The sequence below is a fragment of the Candidatus Accumulibacter vicinus genome (assembly GCF_000584955.1).
Lineage (GTDB): Bacteria > Pseudomonadota > Gammaproteobacteria > Burkholderiales > Rhodocyclaceae > Accumulibacter > Accumulibacter vicinus.
The window spans coordinates 73,488-87,174 of sequence record NZ_JDSS02000011.1; the positions used below are offsets into that span (position 1 = coordinate 73,488).

Below are 13,687 nucleotides of genomic sequence, written 5' to 3' on the forward strand. Positions count from 1 at the left end.
CGAAAAGCACTCCCGAGACGCCAAGGCCGGTTCCCGGTCCCAGCACGGCCTTGGGAGCCCGCTCGACCGGCACGCCACCGCCGACCTGATGCAGATCGGCGGCAGCGAGCTGTGGTAGAGACAAGGCCAGGGCCGTGAAGTCGTTGAGCAGAAGCAGGCGGCTCAACCCGAGTTCTGCCATCAGGTCGGCGCGCGCGAAAGTCCAGGCGCCATTGGTCAGCCGGACCACTTCATCCTGTACCGGGCCGGCCAGGGCGATTGCTGCTGCCTGCAAGGCCGGGCCGCCCACTTCGGTGAGGTAGGCTTGAATCGCTGCCGCCGGTCCGCTGAAGTCGGCCACCGCGAGAATGCGTACCCGATCCGGTGCGCCGGATTCGTCGAGCAGCGCAAAACGGGCGCGCGTGCCACCGATGTCGGCAACCAGCATGGTGTATGGCGTCATGGCAGTGCCTGCTCGATGTCGGGGAGGGGGTCGGGGGGTTCTCATGTGTCAAGCCAATAGATGGCGCGGCCGCTCCTGTTATCTTGTTCGAGAGGCCGCTGCAGGTCGAAGATAAATGCCCCGCCGAAAGGATGGACATGTGCCCGGATCTTCGCACCAAATACGGTATTTTTCAAAGACCGGACGCATCTGACGTTCTCCCCCGGATACCGGCATCAGTTGTCCGGCAGTCTCTCCGGTCCACGCGGGTTCTGTCAAGCCGGGACTTGCCGAATCATCACGCCATCGTTATTGTGACCCCCGTTTCCCTGATACTTGGCTGTCACGCACTCCCCGATGAGCCTGCAATCGGTACGTGCTTTCTTTCGCGCCTGCGATCCGGACCTACTCAAGGCCAACATGTGAATGATGCGCATCTGATCAGAACGCTGAGCGATCTGCTCGGCTCCGGGAATGTCCTGACTGGCACCGACCGCATGGCGGCATATCTTGCCGATTGGCGGGGTCGTTATCGCGGTGCGGCGCTTTGCGTCGTGCGGCCGGCGACCACCGCGGCGGTGTCGGCGGTGGTCCGGGCCTGTACCGAGGCTGGCGTGGCGATGGTGCCGCAGGGCGGCAATACCAGCCTGTGCGGCGCAGCGACGCCTGCGCTCGATGGCCGGTCGGTACTGATCAGCCTTTCCCGAATGCAGCGCGTGCGCGCGCTCGACACCGCCAACAACACCATCACCGTCGAAGCGGGCTGCGTGCTGCAGGCGGTGCAGGAACTGGCTGCGCAGGCGGGGCGGCTGTTTCCTCTGTCGCTGGCGGCCGAAGGCAGTTGTCAGATCGGCGGCAATCTGTCCACCAACGCGGGGGGCGTGCAGGTTCTGCGCTACGGCAACATGCGCGAGCTGACACTGGGTCTCGAAGTGGTGCTGCCGAGCGGCGAGATCTGGAACGGCCTGCGCGCCCTGCGCAAGGACAATACCGGCTACGACCTGAAGCACCTGTTCATCGGCGCCGAAGGGACGCTGGGGATCATCACTGCGGCGGTATTGAAGCTCTTCCCGCTGCCACGCGCGACCGCCACCGCCTGGCTGGCGATCGCCTCACCGGCGCTGGCAGTACGCCTGCTGGCCGATCTTCAGGCGCGCTTCGGTGCGTCGCTGACCGCCTGCGAACTGGTTTCCGAGGCGGCGCTGGCCTTGGTCCGCAAGTACATCCCGGGGGCGCATCCGGCGTTGCCGGCAAGCCCATGGTACCTCCTGATCGAACTCTCCGGCGGCAGTGACGATACGGCGCAGCGCGATGCGCTGGCAGCGTTTCTCGAAACGGCGCTCGACGAATGCGTGCTCGGCGACGTGCTGCTGGCGCAAAGCGGCGAGCAGGCGAAGCGTCTGTGGGCTCTGCGCGAGAATATCGGCGAGGCGCAGAAGCGCGCTGGCCTGAGCATCAAGCACGATGTCTCGCTGCCGATTTCGCGCCTTCCCGAGTTCGTCGAGCGCGCCGGCCGGGCGCTTGAACAGGCTTTCCCGGAGATTCGCATCGTTACCTTCGGGCACATCGGCGATGGCAATCTACACTACAACCAGTCCAAATCGGCCGTCGGCGAGAACGCGGCCTTTCTGGCCGCGCAGCCCGCAGTCAACCGGATCGTCCATGACCTGGTGCATGAACTGGGCGGCAGCATCAGCGCCGAACACGGCATCGGCCAGTTGAAGCGTATGGAATTGCTGCGCTACAAGAGCCCGGTCGAGATCGAGATGATGCGCGCGATCAAGCGCACCCTCGATCCTCGGGGGTTGATGAATCCCGGCAAGGTGCTTTGAGTTCGGTCAATGCAGCGTCGGTGATGTCGTCTGCAGTGCATCGCTGAAGAGTGCGTCGATGGCCGCTGTGTCGAAACGATACTCCAGGTTGCAGAGGTCGTCCTTGATCAGCACTTCGCCATGTTCCCGCAGGGTGGCGTAGACTTCGGTGGGGCCGAGCGAACGTAGCAGTGCACGGACTTTCTCCCAGTCCTCGGGGCAGTGATGAACGACCGGCCGGGCCGGAAAAAGGCGCACGGTTTCTTCCGGAAAGAGGCGGCGTAGCAGTTCTTCAGCGGTCAGCGTCAAGAGTTCGGCCGCCTTGACAGTGGCCGCCAGCGCCTCGACACGCGTCCAGCCGTCTGCATCGCACCGATCGGCAGCGGGCAGTTTCTGGACGAAGAGTCCGGATGCCGCGCTTGCCGATGCGGCCAGGAAAAAGCGCGCGGGCAATTGTTCCGACTGCTCGAGGTAGTGCTCAAAGACCTCGGCGATACTTTCGCCATCGAGTGGGACGATGCTCTGATAGGGTTGGCGCATCGATGGCCGGTCGAGCGCGAGCAGCAACTGGCCATCGCCGAGCAGTTCCGGAACGGAATGGGATTGCGGTTGTGTTTCACATCTGGCCATGCCGCGAATCTGCAACTGCTCGTTGCAGTCGATGACCAGCAGCGACACCGGGCCGCTGCCGCGCATCTGGATCGTCAGCCGGCCGGACTGTTTGAGGTTGTCGGCGAGAAGCAGGGTGGTGGCGCTCATTTCTCCGAGCAATCGGGCAACCGGTGCCGGGTAGTCGCGATTCTCGAGCATTTTTCGCCAGGCCGGTCCGAGGCGAACGACGGCGCCCCGGATGTCGAGGTTGTCGAGCAGAAAGCGGCTCAGGCAGTCGTCGAGCATAGAGGATGGTGGTGGATCAGCGGGCGCAGCACTCAGGAAACGGCGAGCATTCTTTCCAGCGCCAGCTTGGCGAGTGTTCGCTCATGCTCGGGCACCGTGATCCGGTTGACCACCTGCCCATCGGCCAGATTCTCGAGCGTCCACGCCAGATGCTGCGGGTCGATGCGCTGCATCGTCGAGCACATGCACACCGTTGGCGCCATGAACTGTACGATCTTGCCCTCGTGCCTGACTTCCTCTGCGAGACGGTTGACCAGATTGAGCTCGGTGCCGACCAGCCAGCGCGTGTTCGGCTGGGCGGCCTTGATCGTTCTGACGATGTATTCGGTCGAGCCGACGAAATCCGCCTGCCGGCAGACTTCGAAGCTGCATTCCGGGTGGGCGATGACCAGGCCGTTGGGATGCTGATTGCGAAAACGCAGGATGTGCGCCGGCTGGAACATCTGATGGACCGAACAATGGCCTTTCCAGAGTAGAAGTTTTGCCCGCCGGATCTGCTCGGCGGTGAGGCCGCCCATCTCAAGGTCGGGGTCCCAGACCATCATCTCGTCGAGTGCAATGCCCATCTGGAAGCCGGTCCAGCGTCCGAGGTGCTGATCCGGAAAGAAGAGAATCTTCTCGCGACGCGCAAACGCCCAGGCGGCAATCGTGCCAGCATTCGACGAGGTGCACACGATGCCGCCGCGTGCGCCACAGAAGGCCTTGAGATCGGCCGCCGAGTTGATGTAGGTCACCGGCGTGAGCTGTTGATCCACGTCGAGCACTTCGCCGAGTTCACGCCAGCAGCGTTCGACCTTGGCCAGGTTGGCCATGTCGGCCATCGAGCAGCCGGCGGCCAGATCAGGCAGGATGGCGATCTGCTCGGGCTTCGACATGATGTCGGCGACTTCGGCCATGAAATGCACGCCGCAGAAAACGATATGGCGGGCATCGGTCCCCGATGCGAGGCGCGAGAGCTTCAGCGAGTCGCCGGTGAAGTCGGCGTATTGATAAACGTCGGCGCGCTGATAGTGGTGGCAGAGCAGCACGGCCTCCTTGCCGAGGCGCGCGCGCGCGGTACGGATTCGCTGATGACAGGCGTCGTCGTGCATCTGGTTGAATTGGTCGAAGTGGATGGTTGCGCCTTGCATGGTGGGGGTACTCGAATCGATGTCCGGGAAGCCAGGCGGGGCTGGCAGCGTTCAGTTATGCCAGGGCAGGCCGGCGTGCCGCCAGCCGCCGATCTTGCCTCGCTGGCCGCTGGCGTCCTTGTCGCCCTCGAAGCCCTCGAGCACATTGTAGCAGTCGCGCGGCGTGGCCTGACTGACCAGTGCCGCTGCCTGGTGCGAACGCACGCCGCTGCGGCAGATGAACATCAGCAGTGATTCGCGATCGGTCTGCTGTTTCAGTTGTGCCAGAAAATGACTGTTGGGCCGGTTCTCGGGGTAACTCATCCATTCGATTTCGACGGCACCGGGGATGCGTCCGACCCAATCCCATTCCGCACGCGTGCGCACGTCGACCAGTTTGGCACCGGGCGCCAGTTGCCAGACCTTGTACGCCTCTTCCGGAGTCAGTGCGCCGGTGTACGGGAGGCCAAGTTCGCGCCCGCGTTCGCGGGCGAGTTGCAGCAGATCGGTCAATTTTCCCATGGTGTCCTGCCAGAGTGCCGGTGTTGAAGGGCGCCCGATAAGGCGTCTGATGAAGCTCGGAGTATAAATCAGTTGTATCGTTCGCAGGGCAGGGTGCTTTTTTTCGTTGCGCACCATCTTGGTGCTTGATCAGGTTTGGTGAACCGACATGGTGCGTGAAAAAACCTCGAGAACGCGCCAGAACCTTGTGGCACAATGAAAATCCACCGGGACAGTGATTGGCACGTTTTCTGCTAGTTCCCCCCGCACCCCTGTTTTCTACTATCGCCGGCGAGTCCGGCACCTCTTCAGGAGATTTTGTAATGGCAAGCCCGCAAGACGTAATCAACATGGTCAAGGAAAACGAGGCGAAGTTCGTTGACTTTCGCTTCACCGATACGCGTGGCAAGGAGCAGCACGTGACGGTGCCGGTCAGCGCTTTTGGCGAGGACAAGTTCGAGAACGGCCACGCTTTCGATGGTTCGTCAATCGCTGGCTGGAAAGGGATTCAGGCTTCGGACATGCAGTTGATGCCCGATCCGAGCACCGCTTATGTCGATCCCTTCTTCGATGAGACCACCGTGGTCATCACCTGTGATGTGGTCGATCCGGCGGACGGCCGCGGCTACGACCGCGATCCACGTTCGATTGCCAAGCGCGCCGAAGCCTATCTCAAGTCCAGCGGTATTGGTGACACCGCCTACTTCGGACCTGAACCCGAGTTCTTCATTTTTGATTCGGTGTCGTGGAGCGTCGACATGTCGGGCTGCACCCTGAAGATCTTCTCGCAGGAAGCGGCCTGGACGAGTGGCGAAAAGGGCGACAGTGAGGGGGGTTCGGGTCACCGCCCGGGGATCAAGGGGGGGTATTTCCCGGTACCGCCAGTCGATAGCCTGCACGACATCCGCTCGGCGATGGTGCTGACGCTCGAATCGGTCGGGGTGCCGGTTGAAGTGCATCACCACGAAGTCGCGACCGCCGGTCAGTGCGAGATCGGGACCCTGTTCAACACGCTGGTCAGGCGCGCCGACTGGACACAAGTGCTCAAGTACGTGGTCCATAACGTTGCGCATCAGTACGGCAAGACCGCGACCTTCATGCCGAAACCGATTGTTGGCGACAACGGTTCGGGAATGCACGTCCATCAGTCGATCTGGAAGGATGGCAAGAACCTGTTCGCCGGCAATGGCTACGCCGGTCTTTCGGAATTGGCGCTGTTCTACATCGGTGGCATCGTCAAGCACGCCAAGGCGCTGAACGCGATCACCAACCCCGGCACCAATTCGTACAAGCGCTTGGTGCCCCACTACGAAGCACCGGTCAAGCTGGCCTACTCGGCTAAGAACCGTTCGGCTTCGATCCGTGTGCCGCATGTCGCTTCCGACAAGGCCAGGCGTATCGAAACCCGTTTTCCAGACCCGATCGCCAATCCCTATCTGTGCTTCTCGGCCTTGTTGATGGCCGGTCTTGACGGTATTCAGAACCGCATTCATCCGGGCGATCCGGCAGACAAGAACCTCTATGACCTGCCCCCCGAAGAAGATGCCAAGATCCCGACGGTTTGCGCCAGCCTCGAAGAAGCGCTTGAATCGCTGGACAAGGATCGCGACTTCCTCACTCGTGGCGGAGTCTTTTCCGATGACTGGATCGATGCCTTCATCGAACTCAAGATGGACGAGGTCAACAAGGTGCGCATGACCACTCACCCGGTCGAATTCGATCTGTACTACAGTTGCTGATCGGGTAGGCGCAGACTAGAGGACGGGCTTGCCCGTCCTTTTTTTTGTCTACCGATCGACTGCCTGCCGCGTTACTATTGATTCGATTCCTCTCCTGGCGTCGCCTGATGTTCAGGAGGAGGGTCGCCGGTTTCCCTCCGCGGTGACTGGCTGCGACAAAGGAATACGACGACGATGAAACTGCCAGGCCTGTGTCTTTTGATTGGACTGTTCGCTGCAGTATCGGCGCACGCGCAGGACATCTACAAATGCGCCGACCCCGACGGACGGGTGACCTACTCGAATGTACCGAGCAAGAGTTGCCGGAAACTTGTCCTCGATCCGGTCAACCTGGCGCCAGCGGCCAAACCACCGGCTGCGGCAACGAAAACGCCGACGCCAGGCAACTTTCCGAAGGTGGACGATCAGACGCAGAAGTCGCGTGACGGCGATCGTAGACGCATCCTCGAAAACGAACTGGCGGCAGAACAGAGGAATGCCGAACAGGCGAAGAAGGACCTTGCCGAACAGGAAGGCATCATTCTGCCGAGTGAACGCATGCAGGGTGGGGCGGTCAGCGGCGGCAAGGTGCAGGAGCGGATCCAGACCTACAAGGACAAGGTTGCCCTGCACCAACGCAATGTTGAGGCCATCCAGAAAGAAATCGCCAATCTGCGCTGATCGTCAGGGCCTGCCGCCCTGCAAAGCCAATGCCTGAACATTCGGGAAATCCCTTCGCCGGTCTTGATCTGCTGTCGTCGGCAGTGGTGTTGCTCGACGCGCGCCTGGCCATCCGCTACCTGAATCCGGCAGCCGAAAACCTGCTGGAGATCAGCAACAAGGTTTTTACCGGTTGTCCGCTGGAAGGCGTCATGGAGTGCCCGCCGAGATTGCTGGCGGCACTCGACAGCGTTCTCAACCAGGGCTGGGGCTATACCGGGCAGAAAATCGGTTTACGGCTCGTCGGTGGTGAGGTCCTGCAACTGGACTGCACGGTCAACCCGGTCGATTCCCCGGAAGCCAGCCTGCTGGTCGAATTGTGGCCAATCGATCAACAGTTGCGAGCAACTCGGGAAGAGCGTCTGGTTGAGCAGCAGCAGGCCAGTCGCGAGTTGATACGCAACCTGGTGCACGAAATCAAGAACCCGCTCGGTGGTATCCGTGGTGCGGCGCAATTGCTGGAGCGCGAGCTCAACCAGCCGGGTCTGCGCGAGTACACGCAGGTGATCATCAAGGAGACCGACCGCCTGCAGGATCTGATGCGCCGCCTGCTGTCGCCGCATCGGCCGATGCAGCCGGGGCCGGTGAACATTCACGAGATCCTGGAACGTGTGCGCAGCCTGCTGACTGCCGAGTTCCCGACCATCCTGAGCGTTTGTCGAGACTACGATACCAGCCTGCCGGAGTTGGTCGGTGATCGCGAACAATTGATCCAGGTCTTTCTGAACATCGCCAGGAATGCCGCGCAGGCGATTGACCGGCAGGCTGACGGGAGCGTCACCGTGCCCGGGCTGATCACGCTACGCACCCGGGCCGCGCGTCAGGTGACCTTGTTCAAGCGCCGCTACCGGCTGGCGCTCGAAGTCAAGGTCATCGATGATGGCCCGGGAATTCCCGAGGATATTCGCGAACGCATGTTCTATCCGCTGGTTTCCGGTCGCGAGGGCGGTAGCGGCCTCGGGCTGACGCTGGCACAGAGTTTTGTGCAACAACACCAGGGGACGATTGATTGTGAAAGCCAGCCGGGACAGACCTGTTTCACGATTCGCCTGCCGCTCGTCTGAGTCGGCTGGCAGGCTTCTTGCTAGCCAATCATGATACTTGACAAGCCGCCTGAGGAATCGATGAAACCGGTCTGGATCGTAGACGATGACAAATCAATCCGCTGGGTTCTCGAAAAGACTCTGGCGCGCGAAAAGATCGCTTTTCAGAGTTTTGCCTCGGCAACTGAAGCGCTGGCGCAACTCGGTCCTGGTGGCGAAGCGCCACAAGTGCTGGTTTCCGACATTCGCATGCCGGGTCAGTCGGGACTGGAATTATTGCAGGTGTTCAAGGAACGCTTCCCGACGCTGCCGGTGATCATCATGACCGCCTATTCCGACCTGGAGAGTGCGGTATCGGCATTTCAGGGGGGGGCATTCGAGTATCTGCCGAAACCCTTCGATGTCGATCAGGCTTTGGAACTGATCCGGCGGGCGATTGGCGAGAGTCTGCACCAGAGTGGTGCGCCGAACGATGAAGGATTGACGCCGGAGATTCTCGGTCAGGCCCCGGCGATGCAGGAAGTCTTCCGCGCCATTGGTCGCCTGAGTCAATCGAGCGCGACCGTTCTGATTACTGGCGAGTCGGGCTCCGGCAAGGAACTCGTGGCGCGCGCCGTGCATCGCCACAGTCCGCGTGCCGACAAGCCGTTCATCGCCATCAACACCGCAGCGATTCCTCGCGACCTGCTCGAATCCGAACTCTTCGGCCATGAACGGGGTGCCTTTACCGGCGCGGCGGCGCAGCGCCAGGGCCGTTTCGAGCAGGCTGAAGGGGGCACGCTGTTCCTCGATGAAATCGGCGACATGCCGGCAGAGCTGCAAACACGGTTGTTGCGCGTGCTGTCGGACGGCCATTACTATCGGGTTGGCGGCCATTCGCCGCTGAAGACCCGGGTGCGGATTATTGCTGCGACGCACCAGGATCTCGAAGCGCGAGTCGGCCAGGGACTTTTTCGCGAGGATCTCTTTCACCGCCTGAACGTGATCCGCGTTCGCCTGCCGAGCTTGCGCGAACGACCTGAGGACATCCCGATCCTGGCGCGCCACTTCCTGCTCAAGAGTGCCCAGGAACTCGGTGTCGAGGGCAAGCGCTTTTCCGATGCTGCCCTGAAGCATCTGTGTTCGCTCGATTTTTCGGGGAACGTGCGGCAGCTCGAAAATCTCTGTCACTGGCTGACGGTGATGGCGCCGGGACAACTCCTGGAAGTCGCCGACCTGCCGCCGGAACTGCGTGAGGCCGGGCCGGCGACGCTGACCAACGACTGGCAAACTGCGCTGGCGAACGAGGTCGAACATCTGTTGAGAAGCGATCCTGGGCAGGTGCATGCGAAGTTGACGCAGTCCTTCGAACGCGTCCTGATCAACCGTGCGCTGGCCCATACCGGCGGGCGGCGAATCGAGGCCGCGCATGCTCTCGGCATCGGCAGGAATACCATCACCCGCAAGATCCAGGAACTTGGCCTCGACGGCAGTGGTGCCGGCGACGAGCGGGAAGGTTCATCGGCGCGATAATCGGCGATAATGGCGGGGTTGCTTGTGATGACGAAGCCATGAACCCTGCGCATAGCCCTTGCCAGATTGACCCTGCTCGCCTGACCCGGCTGCTCGGGCCGGCGCAGAGTCGCTTCACGATCGAGGCGCTACGCGAATGCAGCTCGACCAGTACCTTGTTGCTCGAACGTTCCCGGCAAGGGGCGACGAGCGGGGCGCTGCTGGTTGCCGACCGGCAGACGGCTGGGCGCGGCCGTCGCGGTCGCAGCTGGCGATCGTCTCCCGAAGCCAGCCTGACCTTCTCGCTGGCCTGGCGCTTCAGCAGCGACATCGCGCGGCTGGCGGGACTGTCGCTGGCGGTTGGCGTTGCCGTCGCACGTTCGCTCGAGGCCTGCGGTGTTGCCGGCGTCGGACTCAAATGGCCCAACGACATCCTCCTCAACGGCGGCAAGGTTGGCGGCATCCTGATCGAACTGGAGACCGTGCCGGGTGGCATGCTGGCGGTGATCGGTATCGGCCTCAATCTGCAGATGCCTGCCGTTGCCGCCGAAGAGCTGCAGGAGTTCCTGCATCGCCCGGCGGCATTGGCGCAGGCGCTGTCAGCAGCGCCCGATCGCCATCGCCTGCTGGCGCAACTGCTGCTCGATCTCGCCGCTGTTCTCGACGACTTTTCGGCGGGTGGTTTCAGCGCCGTGCGCAACGAATGGCAGGCGCGTCATGTCTGGCAGGATCGTCAGGTGCGTCTGCTCAACGACGGGCAGCTCGACCGTCAGGGGATCTGTCTCGGCGCCGACGCCGACGGCGCGCTCCTGCTCCTGACGTCGAGCGGGGTCGAACGCTGTCTGTGCGGCGATCTGTCGCTGCGGGTGGCATGAACATCGCCATCGACGCGGGCAATAGCCGCATCAAATGGGGCGTCCATGACGGCAACCGGTGGCTGGACAGCGGCGTGCTGGCGACTGCCGATGTCGCCTGGTTGAGTGAAGTCGCCGACGAATGGCCGGCGGCGGCGCGGGTGGCGATCTGCAACGTCGCCGGCCGCGAGGTTGCCGCAAGCATTGCGGATCTTCTCGCCAGGCGGCACGCCCAGGTCTCGTTCCTGCACGCCAGCGCCGAGGCCTGCGGCATACGTAATGCTTATGAACGTCCCTGGCAACTCGGTGCCGACCGCTGGGCGGCGCTGATCGGTGCGCGCGCCTTGTTCGGCAGTACCTGCCTGGTGGTCTGCGCCGGCACGGCGACGACGATCGACCGGCTCGATGCCTCCGGCTTGTTTCGCGGCGGCCTGATCCTGCCGGGGTACGACCTGATGCGGGCGGCGCTGGCGAGCAACACGGCGCAGTTGCCCTTCGCCGAAGGCGTTTTTCGTAGTGAGCCGCGCAACACCATGGACGCCATCGTCAGCGGCTGCCTGCAAGCTCAGCTCGGTGCCATCGAACGGATGTTTGCGGCGATTGCTGCCGAACCCGGTGCCTGCTGCCTGTTGACCGGTGGTGGCGCCGCGCCGCTGGCGGCACATCTGAGCATCCCTTGCCAGTTAACGGACAATCTGATCCTCAGCGGTCTGGTACGCTATGCCGACTCCCTTTGAACCGCTCTGCCTGTGGACAGGAGATGCCGCATGCCGACTCACCTCTTGACGACCTTGCCTGCCTTCCTCGCCTACTTCGCCGTGGCGATGGGGTTGCTGGTGCTTTTCTTGCTGGTCTACCTGAACGTCACGCCTTACCAGGAGGTCGCGCTGATTCGCGCCGGCAACGCTGCGGCAGCGGTCAGTCTGGCGGGGGCGCTGCTCGGTTTTGCGATGCCGGTGGCCAATGTCATTGCCCATAGCGATACCCTGATCGACCTCGCTTCCTGGGGGGTGATCGCTGGCATCATCCAGATCCTGGCCTATCTGGTGGCCCGTTTGACGCTGCCTCAGCTCAATCAGGACATTCCGGCCGGAAGGATCGCACCAGCGATATTCCTGGCCGCCATTTCGTTCAGCATTGGTCTGATCAATGCCGCCTGCATGACCTACTGACCGATTTCTCTTCCGGCGCTCGCCAGTGCAGCGCCGGCCTGCCAACCTTGTGATCAGGAGATTGCCATGGCGCTCATGGACTTCATCAAGAAACAGTTCGTTGATGTCATTCACTGGACTGAAGAAGGCGACGGCGTTCTCGCCATGCGCTACCCGATGCAGGATTTCGAGATCCAGTACGGAGCGCAACTGACGGTGCGCGAGTCGCAAATGGCCATCTTCGTCAATGAGGGGCAGATCGCCGACGTTTTCGGGCCCGGTCGCTACCGGTTGACGACCAGTACCCTGCCGCTGCTGACCAACCTCAGGCACTGGGACAAGCTCTTCGAATCACCTTTCAAGTCGGATGTCTATTTCTTCTCGACCCGCCTGCAGCTCGACTGCAAATGGGGAACGCCGAATCCGGTCACCATTCGCGACAAGGATTTCGGCATGGTGCGGATGCGTGCTTTCGGGATCTATTCGTACAAGCTGACCGACGTGTGCAAGTTTCACAGCGAGATTTCCGGTACTCGTGCGCAATATACTGTCGCCGAACTCGATGGTCAGTTGCGCAACCTGGTGATCAGCTCGATGACCGACCTGTTCGGCGAATCGGGTGTGCCTTTCATCGACATGGCGGCCAACCTGGACGAACTGAGCCGGACCCTCGAGGACAAGCTGGCCAGGGTTTTCGAGCGCTACGGACTGGTGCTCGACAGCTTCGTCGTGCAGAACGTATCGCTGCCTGAAGAACTACAGAAGATCCTCGACAGCCGCATCGGCATGAACATGCTCGGCGACCTCGGACGCTACACGCAATACCAGGTCGCCAACAGCATTCCGCTGGCGGCACAGAACGAGGGCGGCATTGCCGGTCTCGGTGCCGGCCTCGGTGCCGGTCTTGGCATCGGCCAGACGATGACGGTGGCGATGGCGCAGGCGATGCCGGGCGGGAGCGCACCGGTGCAGCCAGCGGCAGCGGAAGGTTCTGCCAGCAACGCCGACGAGGTCATCGCAACGCTTGAAAAGCTGCATGGCCTGGTTGCCAAGGGAATCCTCTCGCAAGCCGAATTCGACGCCAAAAAGAGCGAACTGCTCGGCAAGCTGGTATAGATCACCGGCCAGAGCAGTGATGGTGCCGGCTGCCCGCTCGTGAAGACTGCCCGCTGCCCGTCCTGCGGCGCGCCGGTCGCTTTCCGGTCGGCGACCTCGATCTATGTCGTCTGCGAGTTCTGTCGCAGCACCCTGCTGCGCAGCGGCGAGGATCTGCAGAACCTCGGTCGTATGGCCGAACTGCTCGAAGATCGTTCGCCGGTCCAGATCGGCAGCACCGGCACTTTCCGCAAGCACCCGTTCACAGTCATCGGCCGCATCCAGATGCAATATGAAGCCGGGATCTGGAACGAGTGGCATGTCCTTTTCGACGACGGGCGCACGGCATGGCTCGCCGAAGCCGCCGGCGAGTGGCTGGTCAGCGCGCAGGTCGCGGTCAGCGACCCGCTGCCGGCCTTCGCGGCGCTGGCACCGGAGATGCCGCTGATCCTCGACGGGCGTACCTTCACTGTCAGCAATCTGGTCACCGCCCGCTGCATTTCCGGGCAGGGCGAACTGCCGTTCAAGGTTGCTGCCGGCTATGATGTCCATAGCGCCGATCTGCGCGGGAACAATCGCTTCCTGACCATCGATTACAGCGAGACGCCACCGCTGGTCTTCGTCGGCCAGGCCGTCGCCTTTGCCGAACTCCGGCTCAGCAATCTCAGACATCCGGACGATCACTCGCCCGGCGCGGCGCCGCAGGTCACTGCGCGCGCCTTCAATTGTCCGCACTGTGCGGCGCCGCTGTGCATTCATTCGCCGGCCATCGAAAGCGTCGCCTGCGAAAGTTGTGGATCGATCATCGGGATCGACAATGAAAACATCAAACTCCTGGCCAGGGCCGCACAGGCGCTGCGCGAAATGCCCTGGCTG

14 protein-coding genes are annotated in these 13,687 nt (G+C 62.3%); 10 read left to right on the top strand and 4 right to left on the bottom strand.

What is annotated here, in order from left to right:
• A partial coding sequence (locus CAPSK01_RS03145) for a glucokinase (protein WP_273702997.1) occupies positions 1–442 on the bottom strand: 442 nt, incomplete at its 3' end.
• A 401-nt stretch (positions 443–843) separates the two neighbouring features.
• Here CAPSK01_RS03145 and CAPSK01_RS03150 point away from each other — a divergent pair.
• A complete protein-coding gene (locus CAPSK01_RS03150; RefSeq protein ID WP_034922366.1) occupies positions 844–2,253 on the top strand; it encodes an FAD-binding oxidoreductase in 1,410 nt (469 codons plus the stop codon).
• Positions 2,254–2,259: 6 nt separating this feature from the next.
• Here the strand turns inward: CAPSK01_RS03150 and CAPSK01_RS03155 are convergent, their stop codons facing one another.
• Genes CAPSK01_RS03155 through CAPSK01_RS03165 form a run of 3 tightly spaced genes read right to left on the bottom strand, consistent with a single transcriptional unit; the run spans position 2,260 to position 4,760 of the window.
• Positions 2,260–3,129, bottom strand: a complete 870-nt coding sequence (locus CAPSK01_RS03155) for an Hsp33 family molecular chaperone HslO (RefSeq protein ID WP_034922369.1) — start codon at positions 3,127–3,129, stop codon at positions 2,260–2,262.
• Between the two features lie 32 nt (positions 3,130–3,161).
• Complete coding sequence (gene nadA / locus CAPSK01_RS03160; RefSeq protein WP_034922372.1) at positions 3,162–4,259, bottom strand: quinolinate synthase NadA; 1,098 nt, start codon at positions 4,257–4,259, stop codon at positions 3,162–3,164.
• 51 nt (positions 4,260–4,310) lie between these two features.
• Positions 4,311–4,760: a rhodanese-like domain-containing protein gene (locus CAPSK01_RS03165; RefSeq protein ID WP_034922477.1), complete on the bottom strand. Its 450-nt coding sequence runs from the start codon at positions 4,758–4,760 to the stop codon at positions 4,311–4,313.
• A 302-nt stretch (positions 4,761–5,062) separates the two neighbouring features.
• Between CAPSK01_RS03165 and glnA the strand changes: the two genes are divergently transcribed.
• From glnA to CAPSK01_RS03210, 9 genes are all read left to right on the top strand, one after another.
• Entirely contained in the window at positions 5,063–6,478 is a 1,416-nt protein-coding gene (gene glnA / locus CAPSK01_RS03170; protein WP_034922375.1) for a type I glutamate--ammonia ligase, read from the top strand.
• Between the two features lie 174 nt (positions 6,479–6,652).
• Complete coding sequence (locus tag CAPSK01_RS03175) at positions 6,653–7,138, top strand: DUF4124 domain-containing protein (protein ID WP_034922379.1); 486 nt, start codon at positions 6,653–6,655, stop codon at positions 7,136–7,138.
• A gap of 29 nt (positions 7,139–7,167) precedes the next feature.
• On the top strand, positions 7,168–8,241 hold the full coding sequence (gene glnL / locus CAPSK01_RS03180) for a nitrogen regulation protein NR(II) (RefSeq protein WP_034922383.1): 1,074 nt from the start codon (positions 7,168–7,170) through the stop codon (positions 8,239–8,241).
• Between the two features lie 60 nt (positions 8,242–8,301).
• On the top strand, positions 8,302–9,732 hold the full coding sequence (gene ntrC, locus CAPSK01_RS03185; protein WP_034922386.1) for a nitrogen regulation protein NR(I): 1,431 nt from the start codon (positions 8,302–8,304) through the stop codon (positions 9,730–9,732).
• Positions 9,733–9,770: 38 nt separating this feature from the next.
• Complete coding sequence (locus CAPSK01_RS03190; protein ID WP_034922389.1) at positions 9,771–10,586, top strand: biotin--[acetyl-CoA-carboxylase] ligase; 816 nt, start codon at positions 9,771–9,773, stop codon at positions 10,584–10,586.
• Positions 10,583–11,302 carry a type III pantothenate kinase gene (locus CAPSK01_RS03195; protein WP_034922392.1) on the top strand — a complete coding sequence of 240 codons (720 nt, stop codon included), beginning with the start codon at positions 10,583–10,585 and terminating at the stop codon, positions 11,300–11,302. The genes CAPSK01_RS03190 and CAPSK01_RS03195 overlap by 4 nt, the downstream gene beginning before the upstream one ends.
• Before the next feature lie 30 nt (positions 11,303–11,332).
• Positions 11,333–11,737, top strand: a complete 405-nt coding sequence (locus CAPSK01_RS03200) for a DUF350 domain-containing protein (RefSeq protein WP_034922396.1) — start codon at positions 11,333–11,335, stop codon at positions 11,735–11,737.
• 66 nt (positions 11,738–11,803) lie between these two features.
• Positions 11,804–12,832, top strand: a complete 1,029-nt coding sequence (locus tag CAPSK01_RS03205; protein ID WP_034922399.1) for an SPFH domain-containing protein — start codon at positions 11,804–11,806, stop codon at positions 12,830–12,832.
• A 39-nt stretch (positions 12,833–12,871) separates the two neighbouring features.
• On the top strand, positions 12,872–13,687 hold an 816-nt coding region (locus CAPSK01_RS03210), incomplete at its 3' end, for a DUF4178 domain-containing protein (protein WP_273702998.1).

Bases quoted from the DNA above. Each gene is read 5' to 3' on its own strand.
- CAPSK01_RS03155 (WP_034922369.1), bottom strand. From the start codon at position 3,129: ATGCTCGACGACTGCCTGAGCCGCTTTCTGCTCGACAACCTCGACATC.
- nadA (WP_034922372.1), bottom strand. From the start codon at position 4,259: ATGCAAGGCGCAACCATCCACTTCGACCAATTCAACCAGATGCACGAC.
- CAPSK01_RS03165 (WP_034922477.1), bottom strand. From the start codon at position 4,760: ATGGGAAAATTGACCGATCTGCTGCAACTCGCCCGCGAACGCGGGCGC.
- glnA (WP_034922375.1), top strand. From the start codon at position 5,063: ATGGCAAGCCCGCAAGACGTAATCAACATGGTCAAGGAAAACGAGGCG.
- CAPSK01_RS03175 (WP_034922379.1), top strand. From the start codon at position 6,653: ATGAAACTGCCAGGCCTGTGTCTTTTGATTGGACTGTTCGCTGCAGTA.
- glnL (WP_034922383.1), top strand. From the start codon at position 7,168: ATGCCTGAACATTCGGGAAATCCCTTCGCCGGTCTTGATCTGCTGTCG.
- ntrC (WP_034922386.1), top strand. From the start codon at position 8,302: ATGAAACCGGTCTGGATCGTAGACGATGACAAATCAATCCGCTGGGTT.
- CAPSK01_RS03190 (WP_034922389.1), top strand. From the start codon at position 9,771: ATGAACCCTGCGCATAGCCCTTGCCAGATTGACCCTGCTCGCCTGACC.
- CAPSK01_RS03195 (WP_034922392.1), top strand. From the start codon at position 10,583: ATGAACATCGCCATCGACGCGGGCAATAGCCGCATCAAATGGGGCGTC.
- CAPSK01_RS03200 (WP_034922396.1), top strand. From the start codon at position 11,333: ATGCCGACTCACCTCTTGACGACCTTGCCTGCCTTCCTCGCCTACTTC.
- CAPSK01_RS03205 (WP_034922399.1), top strand. From the start codon at position 11,804: ATGGCGCTCATGGACTTCATCAAGAAACAGTTCGTTGATGTCATTCAC.